Origin of the sequence: Streptomyces caniscabiei, assembly GCF_014930365.1 — a bacterium.
Classification (GTDB): domain Bacteria; phylum Actinomycetota; class Actinomycetes; order Streptomycetales; family Streptomycetaceae; genus Streptomyces; species Streptomyces caniscabiei.
Genome location: NZ_JABXWI010000006.1, coordinates 49,753 through 69,945, shown reverse-complemented (window position 1 = coordinate 69,945; position 20,193 = coordinate 49,753). Strand labels below are relative to the sequence as shown.

Sequence of the window (20,193 nt, the reverse complement as noted above, 5' to 3'; positions counted from 1 at the left end):
TTGGAGGTCATCCCATGTACGAGCCGATCCGCACGAAATCGGTCCACACGATGGCCGGCACGACCTCCGGCGACTTCCCTCACCGTTCGCGTGAGGAAGAGCTGGACATCCAGCTCGCGGGTCATCTGGCGGCGCTGCTGGCGACGACCGACGCGCTCCGCGCGCTCGCCCCGTCCGTCGACCTCGACACCGCGGCGGAGCGGCTGGCCGCGCAGGTGGCGCGTCTGCGCGGGGGGCGGCCGCCGGTACGGGTCGCCTCGGGCGCCGGTGACGGGCTGGACCTGGGCGACCTTCACCGGCGTGCTCACGCTCTCGCGGGCCGCGCGCTCGTGGTGGCGGCGTCCCGCGCGGACACGGCGGCGGCGATCCTGGCGGCCGAGCGGATGGACGCGCACGCGGCGGCCGAGCCCGCGACCCCCACGACGGCGCCGACCACCCGGGAGCTGGCGGCTCGCTGAGCGGGGCCCCGGGGGGCGACCGGCGGGAGTGCCTGATCGCCGTGGGCGCACGGCCGTTGTGGGTGCCACTTCGTCGTGGGGCGGGTGTTGTGGGTGCCTCTTCGTTGTGGGGCGAGTGTTGTGGGTGCCTCTTCGTTGTGAGGCGACTGTCGTGGGTGCCTCTTCGTCGTGGGGCGACTGTTGTGGGGCGGGTGCGGGCCAGGCGTGGCTGATCGCGCAGTTCCCCGCGCCCCTGGGTTCTCCGGGGTGGCCCGGCAGCCACAAGGAGCCCCTCGTGCCTCCGCCCAACCAGCGCCCCTCCTCGGCCAGAGGCCCCCGACCGGTCGTCGCCCCCTCCCCGATGTTCAGACCGGCCCCTCCCTCACCCCTCCGAAAACGGCGTGCCCCCGTCCATGCCGGTTCGGTAGCGTGCCCGGTGTGGTGAGTCCCGAGTCGGATCGGTGGGGGGCTTTCGGTCGCGCCGTCAGCCCCTTGGATCGCTGAGCTGCCGTCGCGGCGTGTGTCGCGGCGGGACGTGGGTGTGTCCGGGGCCGACCGCGGTGACGAGACGACGTTCCCGATCTCTCCTCGCCCCGGAGTCACTCGATGCCTCTCCCGCTGTACCTGCTTGCCCTGGCCGTCTTCGCCATGGGCACCTCGGAGTTCATGCTCGCCGGCCTGCTGCCGGACATCGCCTCGGATCTCGGGGTCGGCGTCGCGACGGCTGGCGCGCTCGTGCCGGCCTTCGCGATCGGCATGATCGTCGGCGCCCCCCTGGTCGCCGCGCTCGCCCGCACCTGGCCCCCGCGGGCCGTCCTGCTCGGCTTCGTCGTCGCCTTCGCGACGGCGCACGCCGTGGGCGCCGTCACCACGAGCTTCCCGGTCATGTCCGCCACCAGGGTCGTCGCCGCGCTCGCCAACGCGGGGTTCCTCGCCGTCGCGCTGACGACCGCCGCCGCCCTGGTCCCGCCGGACCGGAAGGGACGCGCGCTGGCCGTGCTGCTGTCCGGTACGACCGTCGCCACGATCGTCGGGGTCCCCGGCGGCGCGGTGCTCGGCACGTCGCTGGGCTGGCGGGCCACGTTCTGGGCCGTCGCCGCACTCTGTCTGCCCGCGGCCCTCGGCATCCTCAAGGGCGTCCCGGCGGCAGCCGGGCGGGCGGAGACGACCGGCGGACCGGCCCTGCGCACGGAACTCGCCCAGCTCGCACGGCCGCGGCTGCTCCTGGTGATGGCGCTCGGCGCGCTGGTGAACGCGGCCACCTTCGGCAGCTTCACCTTCCTCGCCCCCCTGGTGACCGGCACCGCCGGCCTGGACGAGCCGTGGATCCCCCTCGTGCTGGTGCTCTTCGGTGCCGGCTCCCTCGTCGGTGTCACCGTCGTCGGCCGGCTCTCCGACCGGCGGCCGGGGGCGGTCGTCGCGGCCGGCGGTCCGCTGTTGCTCATCGGCTGGCCGCTCCTCGCGGTGTCGGCGCACATGCCCCTCGCCCTGTGTGTCCTCGTGTTCGCGCTGGGAGCCCTGTCGTTCGCACTGGGCGGCACGCTGATCACACGGGTCCTGCACGAAGCCGTCGAGGCCCCCACCATGGCGGGCTCCTACGCGACCGCCGCGCTCAACATGGGCGCCGCCGTCGGCCCGCTGCTCGCCGCGACCACCCTCGGCACCACGGCCGGAAACCGCGGGCCCCTGTGGGCGAGCGGCCTGCTCGTGGCCGTCACCCTGCTCATCGCGCTGCCCCTCCGCCGGTCACTGGTCCCGTCCGGCCGCCCCGCCGAGGCCCGCGCATGACGACAGGGCCCACGGCAGGGGCGAGAGGGCCCACGGCAGGGGCAAGGCGTCCCGCGGCAGGACGGTCGCCGTTGCGTTCCGGGACCACGGCTTCACCCTTCGTTCACCGGCCCCCGTAAGGAACGTTGCATTCCGGGAGCACTCTCCCCGTGTGAGACGAATAGCGGGAATCGTCCTCGCGGTCCTGCTGATCGGCGGCGTGGTGGCAGCCGTCGTGGCGGGCCGGCAGACCGAGGACACGAGCACGGCAACGAAGACCGTGCGAGGCGTGATCGGGTCGGAGAAGGCGGAGTTCTTCGCCGACCCGGAGGTGGTGAAGGCCCTGGCCGCCCAGGGCTACACCGTGAAGACGGAGACGTCGGGATCCTGGGCCATGGAGGGCCTGGATCCGCAGGGGTACGACTTCGCCTTCCCGTCCAGCAAGGCACCCGCCGACGAGCTGGCCGAGAAGTACGGCGTGCGCGAGCCGCTGCCCCGCCCCTTCTACTCGCCCCTCGTCGTGGTGGCCCACCGGAGCGCCGCCGAAGTGCTGCGGCAGAACCGGCTGGCCACGCTCGACGAGGGCCGGGGCGTCCTCGACATGGACGCGTACCTGAAGGCCGCCGAGGAGGGGCGGACGTGGCAGGACCTCAAGGGGGCCGAGAAGTACGGCGAGTTGAGGGGGCTTCTCTACATCGCCACCACCGACCCGACCACCTCCAACTCGGGCGCGCTCTACCTCGCCGCCGCCTCCGAGGTCGCCAACGGCGGACGGGTGGTCGCGGACAAGGAGGGCCTCGACCGGACCGCGCCCCTCATGCGCGAGCTGATCAGCGTGCAGGGCGCGCAGCAGCCGAGCACCGACGCGGCGTTCCGCGACTTCGTCAGCGGGGTCGGCAATCCGCTCGTCCTGGTCTACGAGTCGCAGGTCGCCGCCCTGCTGGCGGAGGGCCAGGCCGTCGACGACCTGGTCGTCCTCTACCCGGACACCACCGTGTTCAGCGACCACACCGTCGTACCGGTCACGGAGGAAGGGCGTGCGCTCGGTGAACTCCTCGGCAGCGACCCGAGGTTGCGCGAGCTGGCGGCCCGGCACGGGTTCCGGCCGCAGGGCGCGGCCACCGAGTTCACGGCGGCGACCGCCGACCACACCACCTACCTGATGCAGAGGCTGACCGTCCGGCAGGCGCCCGTGCCCACCTCCGAGGTGCTGCACGAGATGGCGCGCCGGGCCAGGGGCCAGTAGGACGACGGGGGAACAGCACTGATGACCATCGACAACGGCGCCGGCGACAGCGCCTTCACCCTCACCCCTCCCGAGCCGGTCGCGGCCGTGCCCCGGGAGAAGGCCGGCGGACTCGTGCCGGTGGAGGAGTCCGTACGGATGGACATGGCCCGCAAGGCCGAGGAGTACGTCCGGGGGCTCGCCGCCCTCGACGCCCGCTCGCCGGAGTTCGCCGGCCGGGTCGGGGAGATCACCGCGCTCGGCGCGGGCGAGATGCGCGGTGCCGCCGCGCAGTCCAACCGGATGCTGGAGCGGACCGTGCGCAGCCTCCCCGGCAAGGGTGGCGACGCCCAGTCGCAGGTCGCGGGCTCGCTCGTGGAGCTCCGGCGGGTCGTGGAGGATCTGGACCCGCGCGACCTGCCGGCGAGCAAGGGGCGCAAGCTGCTGTCCCGGCTGCCGGGCGGCAACAAGCTGCGCGACCACGTCGCCAAGTACGCCTCCGCGCAGGGGACGTTGAACCGGATCGTGGGCGCCCTGCGGGGCGGGCAGGACGAACTGCGGCGCGACAACGCCGCGTTGCAGACCGAGCGGGTCCGGCTCTGGGAGACCATGGGCAAGCTCCAGGAGTACGTCGTCCTGACCGAGGCCCTGGACACGGCCGTCGAGGCGCACATCGCCTCCCACGTCGACGCCGCCGATCCGCACCAGGGCGACACCCTGCGGGCCGACGTGCTCTTCCCGGTCCGCCAGAAGCATCAGGACCTCCTCACCCAGCTGGCCGTTTGCGCCCAGGGCTACCTGGCCATGGACGTCGTACGGCGCAACAACGAGGAACTGATCAAGGGCGTCGACCGGGCCGCGACGACCACGGTCTCGGCGCTGCGCATCTCCGTGATGCTCGCCTCCGCCCTCGACAGCCAGAAGAAGGTCGTCGACCAGGTCAACGCGCTGCGCGGTACGACGGAGGACCTGATCCGGGGCAACGCGGAGATGCTCGCCACGCAGAGCGGCGAGATCCAGCGCATCGCCGCCGACCCGGCCGTCGGCGCGGAGACCCTCCGCTCGGCGTTCCAGCAGATCTACCGCACCCTCGACGCGATCGACACCTACAAGGCGCAGGCGACGGAGACCATGGCCGCGACCGTCGAGTCCCTGACCTCCGAACTCCAGCACGCCACGCGGTACTTGGAGCGCAGCCGGAGCCAGGGAGCACTGGAAGGGGGTGGGCTCGCATGAGAGTACGCACGACAGTGGGTCTCGCCCTGACTTCCGCGGCGGCCCTCCTGGCCACCGCCTGCACCGTCACCGACCGGGCCGCGCCCGACCCCGCCGAGGCGACCGCGTACGTCCCCGGTACCCTCCGCGTCCTCGCCTCCAGCGAACTCGCCGACATGAAGCCGGTGTTGGCGCAGGTGGAGAAGGACACCGGGATCAAGGTCCGGCCCACCTACATGGGCACCCTCGACGCCGTCGACCTGCTCACCGAGCAGCGCGCGAAGGGCTCGTACGACGCGGTGTGGCTGTCCTCCAACGACTATCTGCGGCTCCGCCCGGAGGCGGCGAAGCAGGTCGTGTCGGAGACCCCGGTGATGTCCAGCCCGGTCGCGATCGGTGTACGGAACGAGACCGTGGCGGAGCTGGGCTGGAAGCCGGCGGACGTCACCTGGTCGGACGTCGAGAAGGCCGTGGCGGACGGGACACTGACGTACGGGATGACCGACCCGACCCGTTCGCACTCCGGTTTCGCCACGCTCGTCTCGGTCGCGTCGGGCCTCTCCGGCGCCCAGTCGGCGCTGACGGACGCGGACGTCGCACGGGCGACGCCCCGGCTGAAGGAGTTCTTCACGGGACAGAAGCTGACCTCGGGCTCGTCGGGCTGGCTCGCGGCGGCGTACGACCGGCGCGGTGACGTCGACGCGCTGCTCAACTACGAGTCCGTGCTGGAGTCCCGCGAGGACCTGACGGTGATCCGGCCGAGCGACGGCGTCGTCACCGCCGACTACCCGCTCTCCTCCCTCGCCTCCACCGGCAAGGAGGTCCGGGACGACGTACGCCGGCTCGCGGACGCGCTGCGCACCCCGGACATCCAGCGGCTGATCACCGAGCGGACGATGCGCCGCCCGGTCGTCGCCTCCGTGCCGCCCGCGGCCGGCCTCGACACCACCCGCCGCCGCGAACTCCCCTTCCCGGGCAGCCGTTCCGTCGCCGACGGCCTGCTCGACGCGTACGAGAACGAGCTGCGCCGCCCGTCGCGGACCGTGTACGTCCTGGACACCTCGGGCTCGATGGAGGGCGACCGGCTCGACCGGCTGAAGACCGCTCTCACCGAACTGACCGGCGACTTCCGGGACCGGGAGGAGGTCACGCTGATGCCGTTCGGGTCGGACGTGAAGAGCATACGGACGCATGTCGTACGGCCCGAGGACCCGAAGGCCGGGCTCGACGGCATCCGCGCCGACACCCGGGAGCTGTCCGCGAGCGGCGACACCGCGATCTACACCTCGCTGCGGAAGGCGTACGAACATCTCGGCAGCGGCGACCGGGACACCTTCACCTCGATCGTGCTGATGACGGACGGCGAGAACACGGAGGGCGCGAGCCCCGCCGACTTCGACGCCTTCTACGACCGGTTGCCCGCCGCCGAGCGGCAGATCCCCGTCTTCCCGATCCTCTTCGGCGACTCCGACCGGGACGAACTGGAGCACATCGCCGACCTGACCGGCGGCCGTCTCTTCGACGCCCGGCAGGGCTCGCTGGACGGCGCCTTCGAGGAGATCCGTGGCTACCAGTAGATTCATGGCGTACGTCGAGTCCCGCAAGAACCTCACCGGCAGCGCGCTCGGGGTCGCCGGGCTCGGGCTGACCTTCGCGGGGGTCGCTGGACCGTACTGGCCGGTCGTGGTCGTCGGGCTGTACGGCGCGGGCGCGCTGATCGCTCCGCCGGAGCGGGTGGCTCCGCCGGACTTCGCAGATCCGTCCGCCCAACTCGACGAACTGCGAGCCGACTTCGACACGCTGCGTACATATCTCGCCGACATCGAGCTGCCGCCCGCGGCGGCCGGCCGGCTCACCGAGCTGACGGAACTTCTCGCGGCCCTTCTCGATCCCGGCTGGGTCGCGGAGGTGCTCGCCCATGACCCCGAGGGTGTGCACGCCCTCTCGCGGGCCGTCCGTCAGGACGTTCCCGAGGCCGTCGACACGTTCGTCCGCACACGCTGGTGGACCCGCCTGACCCCGGGCACGGAACCGCCGGAGCGGCACCTTGAGCGCCAACTCGGCCTGCTTCAGGAGGAGTTGTGCCACCTGGCGACCGCCCTGCGCGACACGGAGGCGCGCCGACAGGAGTCCCACACGCGCTACCTGGAGGACCGGTCGGGGTAGGGGCGCCCAGCAGCTCGGGGGTACGGGTGCGTCGGCGGGTGCGGGTCCGGTGGGGCTTCTCGCGCAGTTCCCCGCGCCCCTGAAGGCCCAGGCCCTGCGGGCCTGAAAGACCACAGCCCCGCGGCCCTGAAAGACGACGGGGCTGCGGGATGAAAGACGACCGGGCTGCGGGATGAAAAGCACGGGGCGCAGCCCCTGCTTTTCAGGGGCGCGGGGAACTGCGCGAGAAGCCCCACCCACCCGCACCCGGCGACGAAACGGGCACCCCCACGCACCCCCCGGCCCCCTTCACCCCGCACTCGCCAGAATCACAATCAGCAACACCACCCCCACCACCACCGCCAACACCTTCAACGCCGCGTACGGAGACGGCGGCTGATCCGGCGGAGCCACCCGCACCGGGACCGAAGCCGCCCGCGGCCCGTTGAACACGTCGTGCCCGGTGACCGCGGCCCGCGTGCACCAGGGACAGGTCGGCAGATGGGAGCCGTACGTGTGCAGGGGCCGCACCGTGCAGGCCCGCACCTGGCCGCGCTCCTTGTCGAGGGCCCGGAGCCACGCCTCGGCCTGCGGCCGCGCGTCGGGGTCCTCCACGCCGGGCCCGAACGCGGCCTTGGCGAGGGCGAGGAGTTCGGTCGGCAGGACGGACGGGTCGATCGTGCCGCGTGGGATGGTGACCCGCTCGGGACGGACGACATAGCTGCAGCTCGCGGCGATGTTGTCCTTGACGGTGGACTCGGAGGCGCTCTCGTGCGGCACCCCGCCGAAGGGGTGGTTGCCGGCGGTGAGCAGCTGGTAGACGAGGACGGCCAGGGCGAAGTCGTCGCTCTGCCGTGTCGCGGGGCCGCCCGTCTGGCGCTCGGGGGACGAGTAGTCGGTGGTGTGCATCAGGCAGGGGAAGAGTTCCCGGGTGACCGGGTCGGTGAAGGCGATGGAGTCGCAGTCGAGGAAGGTGACGAACCCGTTGGCATCGACGACGACGTTGCTGCTGGAGAAGTCGCCGATGACGAGGTTGTCGTAGTGCATCCGGGCCGTCATGAAGGCGAGGTTCCAGGCGACGCCCAGCAGGAAGCGCCAGTCGGCCCGGTCCGGGAAGAGCTTCAGGCGCTGGACTCGGGTGAACAGGCCGACCAGCTGGACGTGTTGGGGTTCCCCGAAGCGGCGCATGGCGTAGCCGAGGAACGCGCCGTTCGCGTCCCGGGCGATCGCGGTGGGCCACGCCAGCTCCGGTGGCTGGCTGGCGTCCGTGGGCCGGGCGGCCAGCGGTGACATGGTCAGCATCCGGGCCAGCCGCCGTTCCTGGTCCGGCCCCGGGGTGTCCCGGTAGATCTTGACGACGATGCTCGTGTCCCCCTCCACCGGGAACACGGCCGCCTGTCCACCCCCTTTCAACGGCAACTCGGCCAGAGTGACCCGCCTACCGTCGAGAAAGACCGTGCGGCCGCTCATGGCCGTACCTCCGCGTGTTCGTCGAGGCGGTCGTCACCGCTGATGAGCTGGGGGCGCGCTCATCGCCGGGGCGGTGCGGACGGCGCGCAGCAGGGTCTTGTCGTCGGCGTTGAGGGCGGTGAGGCGGTCGGAGCGCAGGAGAGCGGCCAGGTTGGGGTCGCGGTCGTCCTCGGCGGCGGAGTCCAGGGAGCGGAAGACGGCGTCGGCGAACGAGGTGTTCGGTGACTGCGCGCCGTCGCCCGACCGGTTGAGCATGGCCTGCGCGAGCCCGTCCGTGGAGAGGAGCACCCCGTCGACACCGTCGTCCAGGACGCACTCGGTGTGGGTCCAGCGCGCCACGTCCGGCGAGGTCAGGAACACCGTCTCGTTGCTGTACTCGCTCGCCGCGGCGGCCTGCGGCAGCAGGTGGAACTGCCGCTCCCCGTCCTCGGTCCCGGCCCGGACGACGACGAACCCGTCGCCCACGGAGATGTGCCCGAGCCAGCCGGGCGCGAGCACCACCACCGTGAGCGTGGTCGCGAAGTCGGGCGCGTCGGCGCCGGTCCGGTCGAGGAAGTCCTCGCTGACGTCGCGCAGCGCCTCCCGCAGCAGCTCGTGCACGGCCTCCCCCGGCCGTGTCTCCACGGCCGCCTCGGCCCGCCGTACGAAGTGGTCCGTGGCGAGCCCGACCGCGAGCCGGGCGCCCTCCTCCGAGCGGGGCCGGCTGCCCGCCCCGTCGGCGACGGCGAGCACGGCGACGGAGGGCGTGGCGGCGGCGGCGCAGGCGTCCTGGCAGGGCAGGCCCTGGCGCCGGTGCCGGTAGCCCTCGACGCTCAGGCCGTGGATCCGCCAGGGCGGGGCGGTGTTCACCTCACGCCTCCCAGGCGGGGCGCTGGGTCTTGAACTGGCTGAAGATCTTCTCGAAGACCTCGTCCCCCGCCCCCTTCTGCTCGGCGTTGGCGCTGGCGGACATCATCTGGAGCAGCTCCCGGAACGGGAAGCCCTGCAACCGGGCGTTGAACTTGGGTGCGAACGCCCGCAGCACGGACTCGCCCATGTCGGTGATCCCGCCGACGCCGATCGCGTACAGCCGGAACCGGCGGGCGCGCTGCTCCTCGGCGAGGACGGGCACCAACCGGTGCCAGGAGTCGGTGAGATGGCCGGTCGGGTCCGTGGGCAGACCGTCGGTGACGAGGCAGATCTGCGGCCGGTAGTACTGCAGGCCGGACGCCCGCAGCTCGCTCTTGCGGGCGGCGACGATGTGCATCGCCAGCTCCAGCGCCTCGGTCATCAGTGTGACCCCGGCGGCCGTGAGCTGCGGGGCCTGGAAGGCGTGCGCGGGTATGAAGGGGCTCGTCCGGGTGCGCGGGTCGAGCAGCTGGGGGCCGCGCCAGGCGCCGACGCCCTGTCCGCCGAAGGTGACGACGGCGACCTCCACGCTGTAGCTGAGGCTGACGTCGTCGTGGAGTTCCCTGGTCCACTCGGCGAGCGCGTTGTTGAGTGTCTGGATCGGCTGGCCGGCCATGGAACTGGACGTGTCGAGACAGAGCACGAGCGGCATGCGCTGGGCGTTGTTCTCGAACTCGATGTCGGCGTACTCGGCCGGCAGCGTGGGCGGGTATTCGCTGTGCATCGTCATCCCCCTGTGTTTCCGGTGGTGCTGTGCTGTGCTCGGTGGGCGTGCCGCTCACCGTGCTGATGCCTGGCGCTCCGCGGGTGGTGCCGGGTGCCTGGCGCCGTGGGGATCACCTGGGTGTGCCCTTGGCGTGCCGCGCGGCCGTCGGCGGGAAGGCGTACAGGACGTCGGAGTCGGGTTCCCGTGCGTCGGTGACGTCGACGAGACCGCCGGGCGCGGGTGGCGGCCGCCCCGGCTCGGCCCATACCGCCCGGCGCAGCACCCGGTCGACCTCGACGTATCCCTGCGGGTGCAGTTCGGTCCGGACGACCGCGGTCCGGGCGTGCGACGGCCGGGCCCCCACCTGCCGCCCGTGGCGGGGCCCGGAGGCCACCCGCAGCCGGGTGGTGCTCTCGTCACCGCCGTCACCCTCACCGCCCCCACCGCCCCCATGGCCCCCATGGCCACCGGCACCGCCGCTGCCGTTCGCCCCGGCGTTGCCCCCGTTCGCCCCGGCGCCGGCGCTGCCGCCCCCGCCGCGCGCCGCGTGCGCCGGTGTGGTCCGGGTGGGAGCGACCCGCGCGAGCCCGCCGAACCCGCCGACCGCCCGGCCGGGCGAGGGCGCCCGGTGCCCCACGGCGACCGGGCCCCTGGACCGCCGGATGACGATCACGAAGGCGAGAAGCAGGAGCGCGAGCAGGAGCGCCATCCAGAAAGCGGTCCAGGTGGCGCTGCTGTAGCCGGATCCGGATCCGGAGCCCTCGTCGTCAGGCGTGTCGACCGCGTTGTTCGCCTTGTCGTCCTGGTCGCCGTCACCGTCACCCTGGCCACCGAGGGCGCCGGCCGAGGTGGAGGGGGTGGTGCTCCCGCCCTTGTCGACCTCGGTGACGGTGAAGCTGTTGGCGTCGGGATCGGCGGCGAACTCGGTCAGTTCCGATCCCTTGAGCTTGGCCGGCCGCCCCTCGCCGGGACTGACCACGCGGCACAGCTGGTTGTCGTCGGCGCAGAGACCGTTCGCCCTGAGGTCGGCCCGGGTGTGTTCCGTCAGCCGGTCGATCGTGGCATCGGGGTGGATGAGCAGTTCGTCGAAGACCAGGAGCAACGCCGTGCCGCCCTGTCCCGTGCGCGCACCCTTCGGCACCTGCACCACCACCGGGTGGGTGCTGTCCTTCAGTTGCTCCAGGACCGTCGAACGGTCGTCACCGAGGTCCTCGTAGTCCAGCGGCTTCCTGAGGGTGATCACCACGGGTCCCTCGGCCGTCCGTCCGACCCAGCAGGCCAGTTGTTTCATGAACCCGTCGCCCGGGCACGGGTTGCCGGCCGCGACCGACGGCCCCGGGGGAACCAGTCCGACCAGCAACCCCAGCAGCACACCGAGAAACGACAAACGCCCGATCGCACCCATCGCCCAACCCCCCGTGGCCTGAAAGGCACGCCCCCGCGGCCCTGAAAAAGCCCATCCCATAGTGGAGCAGGCAGCCGGGCGGCCGGAAGGGTTTGGCGAATTCCGCCGATGGAATTACGGCGAGTTACGCCGACGTTCGATCAATACGCTTTTCACTTCTACAACTTGAACACCTGATGGCAACGACTGAACATCTGCCGCGCCCGCTCCACCCAGTCATTGGCCAAGGCATCGAAATCCGCCTGGGTGATCCGGCATGTCAACGGCAGATCACAGACCCCGGCAAGACAGGGGCGGGGCCCGCGGACGTCCCATACGGAAAGCATGGGGTTCAATTGTTCGGTATTCCATGCGTTCGACGCGGCCGCGGCGATGGCGAGTTGGTCCTGCCGGAGGAAATTGCCGTCCGTCGCGAAGGCCACGAGAAGTCTCTTGGTCGTCATGAACCGCAGGGTGACCACCCGCCCCGCCTCTCGGAGATCGAATTGCAGGGAGACGGAGACGGTGTCGTGGACCGTGTGGTAATTCCGCCGCGCCACCCAGTTCTGCACCAACTGCCGCCAGTGCGTGCCGAGGTCGTATATCTCGGCGTTGCGCCCCGGGTACGAGTCGCGACTGTCACGACCATCGCGACCGTCACGACCGGAGAAGGAGTCGCGGCCCGGATAGGAGTCAGGAACCGTCACGGACCACCGCCCCGGCGACCATGGCGTCGGTCAGCCCGGCGTCGAGCAGGGCCTGCGCGTGCAGCAGCAGGCAGGAGGGGACGGACTCGCTCGTCGTACGACGCAGATGACGCTCCTTCAGCTCCTCGTACCGCACCTCGATGGTCCGGGCCACCTGCGGCGGCGGCCACGCCTCGACGCGGGTCTCCTCCTCCACCAACTCGGCCAGGATCTCGGCGAGCCGGGGCCGGTCCTCGGGCCGCTTGGCCAGACAGCGCGCGATGAGGGGCCGCAGTCCCGGCGGTACGTCGTCGAGCCGGGGCTCTGCCTGTACGACCTCGATGCGCACGCCCTCCCCGCTGCCGTGCGGCGGGCGGCCGGTGAGCGCGTACACCAGGACCCCGCCCAGGGAGAACACGTCGCTCGGCGGGCCGACGCGGTCGCCGCGGATCTGCTCGGGCGACATGAACGGCGGGGTGCCGACGACGACCCCGACGCGGGTGAGGCCGGGGGCGCCGTCCACGCGGGAGATGCCGAAGTCGATGACGCGGGGGCCGTCCTGGGCGAGCAGGACGTTCGCCGGCTTGAGGTCGCGGTGGACGACGTGGGCGGCGTGGATGGCCTGCAACGCCTCGACGAGGCCGGCGCCGAGGGGGCGGACCTGGGCCTCGGGGAGGGGGCCGTCGGCGCGGACCGCTTCCGAGAGGGAGGGGCCGGGGACGTACAGCGTGGCCAGCCAGGGGAGTTCGGCGGTGGGGTCGGCGTCGACGACGGCGGCGGTGTAGGCCCCGCTGACCACGCGGGCGGCGGCGACCTCGCGGGCGAAGCGTTCGCGGAACTCGGGTTCGGCGGCGAGTTCGGGGCGGGCGACCTTGACGGCGACCTCTCGGCCGGCGGGTGAGCGGCCGAGGTAGACCCAGCCCATGCCGCCGGAGCCGAGGCGGCCGACTATTTTGTACGGGCCGATCTTCATGGGGTCACTTACGGGTGTGCGCACCCCGGTCACCTCATTTCGGGGTTCGGTGCGGATGTCCCGAGTGTCCCGCGAATTCCGCCCCCCGGCAGCCCTTTTCGCCCCCTCCGCCCCTACCCGTCCCTCCCCCACTCTCGGCTTCGCTCGAGCGGGAGGTGCCCCCACCAAGGGGCTGCGCCCCTTTGACCCCCATCCGCGGGTCCGGTGGGGGCTGGTCGCGCAGTTCCCCGCGCCCCTGAAAAAGCGGGCTGCGCCCTGCTTTTTCGGCCGAAAGGCCGGAGGCCTTTCAGGGGCGCGGGGAACTGCGCGAGAAGCCCCACGCACCCGCACCCGCCGACGAAACACGCACCACCCGAGCTACCACGCGCACAAAAAACCCGCGGTCGGCCAAGAGAAGTCACTGGTCAGGGCAACCCATACCCGGCCGACCGCGGAGCGAAAGGGCGTCAGCCCAGGCGGCTCACCAGCGCCCGGTACTCGTCCCACAACTCCTTCGGCGTGTGATCACCGAACGTGTTGAGATGCTCGGGCACGAGCGCCGCTTCCTCCCGCCACACCTCCTTGTCGACGGTCAGCAGGAAGTCCAGGTCGGAGGCGGACAGATCCAGCCCCTCCGTGTCCAGGGCCTCCCGCGTCGGCAGGATGCCGATCGGCGTCTCCACCCCGTCCGCCTTGCCGTCCAGCCGGTCCACGATCCACTTGAGCACCCGGCTGTTCTCGCCGAACCCGGGCCACACGAACTTGCCCGCGTCGTTCTTGCGGAACCAGTTGACGTAGTAGATCTTCGGCAGCTTGGACTGGTCCTTGTCCTTGGCGACATCGACCCAGTGGCCCATGTAGTCGCCCATGTTGTAGCCGCAGAAGGGCAGCATCGCGAACGGGTCGCGGCGCAGTTCGCCGACCTTGCCCTCGGCCGCCGCGGTCTTCTCGGACGCCACGTTCGCGCCCAGGAACACCCCGTGGTTCCAGTCGAAGGACTCCGTCACCAGCGGTACGGCCGTGGCCCGGCGGCCGCCGAACAGGATCGCCGAGATCGGCACACCCTTGGGGTTCTCCCACTCCGGCGCGATGATCGGGCACTGCGCCGCCGGCACCGTGAAACGGGCGTTGGGGTGGGCGGCCGGCGTCCCGGCGGACGGCGTCCAGTCGTTGCCCTTCCAGTCGGTGAGGTGCGCCGGAGTCTCCTCCGTCATCCCCTCCCACCAGATGTCGCCGTCGTCGGTCAGGGCGACGTTGGTGAAGACCGAGTTGCCCCAGAGGGTCTTCATCGCGTTGGCGTTGGTGTGCTCACCGGTGCCGGGCGCGACACCGAAGAACCCGGCCTCGGGGTTGATCGCGTAGAGCTGCCCGTCCTCACCGAAGCGCATCCACGCGATGTCGTCGCCGATCGTCTCGACGGTCCAGCCGGAGATCGTCGGCTCCAGCATCGCGAGGTTCGTCTTGCCGCAGGCCGACGGGAAGGCCGCCGCCACGTACTTCGACTCGCCCTGCGGGGGCGTCAGTTTGAGGATCAGCATGTGCTCGGCCAGCCAGCCCTCGTCGCGCGCCATCACCGAGGCGATGCGCAGGGCGTAGCACTTCTTGCCGAGCAGCGCGTTGCCGCCGTACCCGGAGCCGTACGACCAGATCTCGCGGCTCTCGGGGAAGTGGGAGATGTACTTGGTGCTGTTGCAGGGCCACGGCACATCGGCCTGGCCGGGCTCCAGCGGGGCGCCGAGGGTGTGCACGGCCTTCACGAAGAAGCCCTCGGAGCCGAGCTCGTCCAGCACGGGCTGTCCCATACGGGTCATCGTGCGCATGGAGACGGCGACGTACGCGGAGTCGGTGATCTCGACGCCGATGGCGGAGAGCGGCGAGCCCAGCGGGCCCATGCAGAACGGGACGACGTACATCGTGCGCCCGCGCATCGAGCCGCGGAACAGGCCCTTCTCGCCCTGGAAGATCTCCCGCATCTCGGCGGGGGCCTTCCAGTGGTTGGTCGGGCCCGCGTCCTCCTCCTTCTCCGAACAGATGAACGTACGGTCCTCGACCCGGGCGACATCGGTCGGGTCGGACGCGGCGTAGTAGGAGTTCGGGCGCTTGATCGGGTCGAGTTTCCGGAAGGTGCCCTTCTCGACGAGCTCCCCGCACAGGCGCTCGTACTCGGCCTCGGATCCGTCGCACCAGACCACGTTGTCCGGCTCGGTCAGTTCGGCGATCTCGTTCACCCACGCCACGAGTTCTCGGTGGGTGGTCGGGACGGTTGAAGGGGGAGCCGCGATGTCGCGCGCCACGATTGCTCCTAAATGAGGGATTTTGTGTTGGAGGCCCCGTGGGGGCTGCGACCCGGATGCTTCACGGTTGGATCTCTGGGCGCTCATCCGGTGCCGACCGCACTCATTTGATCATCCGATGGGAGCGCCCATCTGTCCAGAGGGCCGCCCACGTGAGCATCGTGACCATCACCACTCCCCCGATTCCGCCCGGGAGGTTTCCCTGTGTCACCACCACCTCACCAGGGGTGGCGGAATGCGCGTTCGAGCATCCTCGTGAGCCCGCCGCGTGAGAGGATGGCCACTTCCGGATGCGCGAACGGTCCGCGCGCTCCCGTAAGTTACGGTTCCGTAGGTACGATGCGAGACATGACTGCGTCCGTCCCCGATGCACACAAGGAGACGCCGGCCGACGGCCGCCCGTCCGACGAGCGCTCCCTACCGCATCAGATCGCCCACCAGATCACCGACGAGATCCACCAGATCACCGGTGAGATCAAGCCCAGACTCCGGGGCTGGCTCCATCTCGGCATGTTTCCGGCCGCGCTCGTCGCCGGCCTGGTGCTCACCGCTCTCGCGGGTTCCACGCGCGGCCGTATCGCCTGCGGGATCTTCACCCTCACGGCCTGCCTGCTCTTCGGCGTCAGCGCGCTGTACCACCGGGGCAACTGGAGCCCGCGCATGGACGGCATCCTGCGCCGACTGGATCACGCCAACATCTTCCTGATCATCGCGGGCACCTACACCCCGCTGACGATGCTGCTGCTGCCGGGCGCCAAGGGACAGTGGCTGCTGTGGGGCATCTGGGCGGCGGCGCTCGCCGGCATCGTCTTCCGGGTCTTCTGGGTCGGTGCCCCGCGCTGGCTCTACACCCCCTGCTACATCGCGATGGGCTGGGCCGCGGTCTTCTTCCTGCCCGACTTCATGCGCACCGGCGGTATCGCCGTCCTCGTCCTGGTGATCGTCGGCGGCGTCCTCTACAGCGTCGGCGGAGTCATCTACGGCCTGAAGCGCCCGGATCCGTCACCGCGCTGGTTCGGCTTCCACGAGGTCTTCCACTCCCTGACCCTGGCGGCGTTCATCACGCACTACGTGGGGATCTCGCTGGTGGCGTACCAGCACGCGTAGTACGCGACTCCTCGCACCCCTCTCCCTGGCCACGGCTCCCGAGCCGTGGCCATTGCCGTGCGCCCACCGCCGCCTGGGCCCCCTGGTGGGCCGATGCCCGACAATGACCGCATGACGGCCGCACGCCCCACCGCCTCCACTCCCGCCCCCGCTCCCCCCGCCGACCGCCCTCGCCTCGGACTACGGGAGCGGAAGAAGATCAAGACGCGCGAGACGATCCGCTCGGCGATGTACGCGCTGGTCCGGGAGCAGGGCTACGACGCCACGACGATCGAGCAGATCGCCGACCGGGCGGAGGTGTCGCCGTCGACCGTCTTCCGCTACTTCCCGGCCAAGGAGGACATCGTCCTCACCGACGAATACGACCCGGTCCTGCTGGAGGAACTACGGGGACGCCCGGCGGACGAGCCCTGGCCGGACAGCATCCGGCACGTGATGCGGGAGGCCGTCCGCACGGGCGTCGAGGAGGACGCGGAGGCCGCCCGGCTGCGCACCCGTCTGATGGTCCAGGTCCCGGCGGTGCGCTCACGCATGATGGAGAGCATGTCGGTCACGGGCCGCGTGCTCTGCACCGCGATCGGCGAGCGCACGGGCCGCGACCCGGACAGCCTGGAGGTCAGGGTCTGGGCGATGTCCCTGATCGGCGGCCTGCTGGAAACGTCGCTCTACTGGGCGGAGAACGACCACCGCGACGACTTCGCCGACCTGGTGGACCGCGCCCTGGACACCCTCCAGCACGGCCTGGGCACCCTCCAGCACGGCCCGGGCGCGGAAAACCCCTGAGCCTCCGCCCCGCTCCCATGCCATCCTGACCAGGTGAAACCCGCCGAGATCCACATCGAAGTCGCCCCCGAACTGGCCCTGTTCGTCCCCCACGCCCACCGCACGGGGGCGAGGCCGCTGGCCACCGACGGGGTCTCCACGCTCGGCCATGTCGTGGAGTCCCTGGGTGTACCGCTGACGGAGGTGGGCGCACTGGTCGTGGACGGACACGAGGTCCGGGTGTCCCACGTCCCGGCGGACGGCGAGTCGGTGACCGTACGGCCGGTGGAACGCCCCCAGCAGGTCCCGGGCGCCCCGCTCCGCTTCCTCCTCGACGTCCACCTCGGCACCCTGGCCCGCCGGCTGCGCCTGCTGGGCGTCGACGCGGCGTACGAGTCCACGGACCTCGGCGACCCGGCCCTCGCCACGCTCTCCGCCACCGAGCGACGGGTGATGCTCAGCCGCGACCGGGGTCTGCTGCGACGCCGCGAACTGTGGGCCGGGGCGTACGTCTACAGCACCCAGCCGGACGAACAACTCCGCGACGTACTGGCCCGTTTCGCCCCGCCCCTGCACCCCTGGACCCGCTGCACCGCCTGCAACGGCCTCCTGAAGCCGGCCACGAAGGAAGAGGTGGCGGACCGCCTGGAGGGCGGCACGGAACGCTCGTACGACGTCTTCGCCCAGTGCGACACCTGCGGCCGGGCGTACTGGAAGGGCGCGCACCACGAGCAGTTGGAGGCGATCGTGCGGGAGGCGCTGGAGACGCGCGGCGGGTGAGCCGTCATGACCCGCGTCGGCGTCATCCGAACTGGTCGACCGCGAGTTTGATCACCAACGCGGTGACGACCACGAGCAGCACGCCGCGGATGAAGCCGGAGCCCCGCTTCAGCGCGGTCCGCGCGCCGAGGGTGGCGCCCACGATGTTGCAGACGGCCATCCCCGCCCCGAGGGTCCACAGGATGTGGCCCTGCACGGCGAAGACCGTGAGCGCGCCGAAGTTCGTCCCCACGTTCACGATCTTCGCCAGTGCCGAGCTCTGGAGGAACTCCATGGACAGCAGGGCGGTGAAGCTCATGATGAGGAAGGTTCCGGTGCCGGGTCCGAAGACACCGTCGTAGAAGCCGACGCCGCAGCCGGCCACGCCGACGGCCATCAGCCTCCGTCGTCGGCTGACGGCGTCGGCGGTCTCGATCACGGATCCGAAGCTGGGGCGCAACGTCACGAAGGCCGCCACTCCGATGAGCAGAGCCATGATCAACGGCCGGAACCAGTCGGACGGCAGGCTCGATGCCGAGAGGGCACCGACTCCGGCGGAGGGGATCGCGAGTCCGGCCGCGGAAAGCGCCACGGACCGGTCCAGTTTGGTGCGCCGCGCATAGGTGACGGCGGCAACGCTGGTGCCGGTGATCGCCGTCAGTTTGTTGGTGCCCAGCACGGTGGCCGGTGCCATGGTCGGAAACGCCACCAGCAGCGTCGGAATCAGGATCAGCCCACCACCCCCCACCACGGCGTCCACCCACCCGGCCGCGGTCGCGGCCACCAGAAGCGCGGCGACTATCTCTGGGTCCATCCCAGTCCTTTCGTGACGATCGGCGGGCCCGCCGGAGAGAAAGCGGTCACGGCCATCACGAAACCCCCAGGGGACAGGACGAGACTCCACGTCACGGGCGGCCCGTAAGGACCTGAATAGCTTGATGCATATTACTTGCAAGGGCCAGCTGTTCGCTCTATGGGCCATCTCCCCGGCGGCGCACCGGAGTCGGAGGGATCGGGGCGCATGCGAGCGAGTCACTCACGGTGCCGCTTCAGAGACAGAGAGGTCCGTCGGACGTGGTGGAACAACATGTCTCGTCGTGACGGGTGCGGGGACGAGCACCGCAGCCGGCTGTGTCCGGCTGTCGCGGGCGGCGGGACCCCCGCCGCGATCCCTCTGCGCCTACCGACCACGGGCCGAAGGCAGCTAACCCCGGGGCCAACCGGGTCCGCCTGGACAGCCTGCTGGTCCGCAGCTCGACGAAGATCGGTCAACGTGGTTCAACGAGGCCACCTTCCGGCCCCAGGGCGACTGTCGGTCACGGCCGGTTGCTGGGGTGGTAAGCAGGGCAGCCGTGCAACGTCGCTACGACGAGGTATCCGAGCGCCGACGCCCGGAGAGCCGACGCCAAGCCACCAAGAGATTGGTCACGAGTAGCGCCGCCCCGGCCAGGGGCCAACCCACAGATCCACCGTCACCGTAGGTCTGGATGCCCACTGCCAGCGCAATGACGCCGATCACCGGACCCATCAGGTCCATGACGGCGTCCAGACGATCTGCGGTCTTCGACAGGTTGGCCACGGCTTGATCGTGACAGGCCAACGCCGCATCTGCGCGGAGCTGCGGCTGCCCCGCCTTCATCCCCGGCAAGTCGCGACGGCCGGACGTTGCCGCAGATCCAGTGCTCTCAGTTTGGGAAGCTGCGAGCATTTGGAGCTGGTCTGGGCGCTGACCTGGGCCAATGACTGAGCCATGGCTTCGTCTGGCTCAGCTGCTTTCACCGTGATTCCCCGCTGCTCCCCTCTCTATCTGGTGCGCTTGTGGTGCGGCGTCCGCGTCCCTGCCTGACGCATCTGGTCCGTCGGCATCGCCGTAGAGGTCGACTCGGAGCCGCCCCTTGGCTGCGTCGAGTCGCTCGGCGTAGTCGGGCATGAAGATCTCGCTCAGCGTCGTGTCCAACGTTCCAGAGATGGTGTAGATCGGTGACCATACGGCTCGGTCGCGCACGATTCCCTCAAGGTCGTCGGACTGGAACATGACTTGGTAAAGCCAGTCCGACAGCACGAACGCTTGATCGCGCGTGAGCCTGATGGTGATCGCTTCTTCGTCCACGCCCTCAACGTAGCCGTCTCGACACTGGGCCTTCTTCCGTGCCCCGGCGAGACTCGAACCTGCGACACTCGCTTCAGGAGTTCGATCTCTTCTCGTCCCGGATGGGGCCCACATCAGTTACCGGTGCCACGCGTAGGTGCTGAGTGTCGCCACCGTCCGGGGCGTTGATGTCAACGTTGGATGTCAGCGGAAGAGCTGCGGCACGGGGCAGGGCTCCAAAGGCTCATCCGGCCGGTCGGCCCAGTTCCACCAGACATGCCGACCGCTACATCTCCACAACGTCCGG

Annotated in this window: 19 protein-coding genes; 9 read left to right on the top strand and 10 right to left on the bottom strand. The window is 70.8% G+C overall.

Going from position 1 to position 20,193, the window contains the following annotated elements:
* Window positions 1–14 precede the first annotated feature (14 nt).
* The 6 genes from HW837_RS17800 to HW837_RS17775 all read left to right on the top strand — a co-directional run bounded on the left by HW837_RS17800 (window position 15) and on the right by HW837_RS17775 (window position 6,810).
* The gene (locus HW837_RS17800; protein WP_193380952.1) at window positions 15–458 is read left to right on the top strand and encodes an SCO4983 family protein; all 444 of its coding nucleotides are present in this window, start codon (window positions 15–17) and stop codon (window positions 456–458) included.
* Window positions 459–1,043: 585 nt separating this feature from the next.
* The gene (locus HW837_RS17795) at window positions 1,044–2,225 is read left to right on the top strand and encodes a Cmx/CmrA family chloramphenicol efflux MFS transporter (protein WP_193380953.1); all 1,182 of its coding nucleotides are present in this window, start codon (window positions 1,044–1,046) and stop codon (window positions 2,223–2,225) included.
* 151 nt (window positions 2,226–2,376) lie between these two features.
* The gene (locus tag HW837_RS17790) at window positions 2,377–3,450 is read left to right on the top strand and encodes a substrate-binding domain-containing protein (protein ID WP_193380954.1); all 1,074 of its coding nucleotides are present in this window, start codon (window positions 2,377–2,379) and stop codon (window positions 3,448–3,450) included.
* Window positions 3,451–3,471: 21 nt separating this feature from the next.
* Complete coding sequence (locus tag HW837_RS17785) at window positions 3,472–4,665, top strand: toxic anion resistance protein (protein ID WP_193380955.1); 1,194 nt, start codon at window positions 3,472–3,474, stop codon at window positions 4,663–4,665.
* Window positions 4,662–6,221, top strand: a complete 1,560-nt coding sequence (locus tag HW837_RS17780; RefSeq protein WP_193380956.1) for a substrate-binding and vWA domain-containing protein — start codon at window positions 4,662–4,664, stop codon at window positions 6,219–6,221. The genes HW837_RS17785 and HW837_RS17780 overlap by 4 nt, the downstream gene beginning before the upstream one ends.
* 4 nt (window positions 6,222–6,225) lie before the next feature.
* Window positions 6,226–6,810 (top strand): hypothetical protein, encoded by a 585-nt coding sequence (locus tag HW837_RS17775; RefSeq protein WP_193380970.1) that lies wholly within the window; start codon window positions 6,226–6,228, stop codon window positions 6,808–6,810.
* A gap of 288 nt (window positions 6,811–7,098) precedes the next feature.
* Here the strand turns inward: HW837_RS17775 and HW837_RS17770 are convergent, their stop codons facing one another.
* From HW837_RS17770 to HW837_RS17740, 7 genes are all read right to left on the bottom strand, one after another.
* Window positions 7,099–8,259, bottom strand: a complete 1,161-nt coding sequence (locus HW837_RS17770) for a hypothetical protein (RefSeq protein ID WP_045559211.1) — start codon at window positions 8,257–8,259, stop codon at window positions 7,099–7,101.
* Window positions 8,260–8,292: 33 nt separating this feature from the next.
* Window positions 8,293–9,108, bottom strand: a complete 816-nt coding sequence (locus tag HW837_RS17765; protein WP_045559212.1) for a PP2C family serine/threonine-protein phosphatase — start codon at window positions 9,106–9,108, stop codon at window positions 8,293–8,295.
* Window position 9,109: 1 nt separating this feature from the next.
* On the bottom strand, window positions 9,110–9,871 hold the full coding sequence (locus HW837_RS17760) for a vWA domain-containing protein (protein ID WP_045559265.1): 762 nt from the start codon (window positions 9,869–9,871) through the stop codon (window positions 9,110–9,112).
* Between the two features lie 112 nt (window positions 9,872–9,983).
* Complete coding sequence (locus HW837_RS17755; protein ID WP_237270244.1) at window positions 9,984–11,240, bottom strand: hypothetical protein; 1,257 nt, start codon at window positions 11,238–11,240, stop codon at window positions 9,984–9,986.
* A 176-nt stretch (window positions 11,241–11,416) separates the two neighbouring features.
* Window positions 11,417–11,944, bottom strand: coding sequence for a hypothetical protein (locus HW837_RS17750; protein ID WP_177262077.1), 528 nt, complete (start codon window positions 11,942–11,944; stop codon window positions 11,417–11,419).
* Window positions 11,931–12,920 (bottom strand): serine/threonine-protein kinase, encoded by a 990-nt coding sequence (locus HW837_RS17745; protein ID WP_052682932.1) that lies wholly within the window; start codon window positions 12,918–12,920, stop codon window positions 11,931–11,933. Before HW837_RS17745 ends, HW837_RS17750 begins: the two co-directional genes overlap by 14 nt.
* Window positions 12,921–13,342: 422 nt before the next feature.
* The gene (locus HW837_RS17740; RefSeq protein WP_045559215.1) at window positions 13,343–15,169 is read right to left on the bottom strand and encodes a phosphoenolpyruvate carboxykinase (GTP); all 1,827 of its coding nucleotides are present in this window, start codon (window positions 15,167–15,169) and stop codon (window positions 13,343–13,345) included.
* 348 nt (window positions 15,170–15,517) lie between these two features.
* Between HW837_RS17740 and trhA the strand changes: the two genes are divergently transcribed.
* From trhA to HW837_RS17725, 3 genes are all read left to right on the top strand, one after another.
* Window positions 15,518–16,276: a PAQR family membrane homeostasis protein TrhA gene (trhA, locus tag HW837_RS17735; protein WP_045559216.1), complete on the top strand. Its 759-nt coding sequence runs from the start codon at window positions 15,518–15,520 to the stop codon at window positions 16,274–16,276.
* A gap of 111 nt (window positions 16,277–16,387) precedes the next feature.
* Window positions 16,388–17,059: a TetR/AcrR family transcriptional regulator gene (locus HW837_RS17730; protein ID WP_078853614.1), complete on the top strand. Its 672-nt coding sequence runs from the start codon at window positions 16,388–16,390 to the stop codon at window positions 17,057–17,059.
* A 33-nt stretch (window positions 17,060–17,092) separates the two neighbouring features.
* Complete coding sequence (locus tag HW837_RS17725) at window positions 17,093–17,818, top strand: Mut7-C RNAse domain-containing protein (RefSeq protein ID WP_045559218.1); 726 nt, start codon at window positions 17,093–17,095, stop codon at window positions 17,816–17,818.
* 22 nt (window positions 17,819–17,840) lie between these two features.
* On the opposite strand, the gene HW837_RS17720 is transcribed toward HW837_RS17725, so the two are convergent.
* From HW837_RS17720 to HW837_RS17710, 3 genes are all read right to left on the bottom strand, one after another.
* Window positions 17,841–18,611: a TSUP family transporter gene (locus HW837_RS17720; RefSeq protein ID WP_045559219.1), complete on the bottom strand. Its 771-nt coding sequence runs from the start codon at window positions 18,609–18,611 to the stop codon at window positions 17,841–17,843.
* 549 nt (window positions 18,612–19,160) lie between these two features.
* On the bottom strand, window positions 19,161–19,376 hold the full coding sequence (locus tag HW837_RS17715; RefSeq protein ID WP_093790428.1) for a hypothetical protein: 216 nt from the start codon (window positions 19,374–19,376) through the stop codon (window positions 19,161–19,163).
* A gap of 186 nt (window positions 19,377–19,562) precedes the next feature.
* Window positions 19,563–19,907: a hypothetical protein gene (locus tag HW837_RS17710; protein WP_193380958.1), complete on the bottom strand. Its 345-nt coding sequence runs from the start codon at window positions 19,905–19,907 to the stop codon at window positions 19,563–19,565.
* Between the last annotated feature and the right edge of the window lie 286 nt (window positions 19,908–20,193).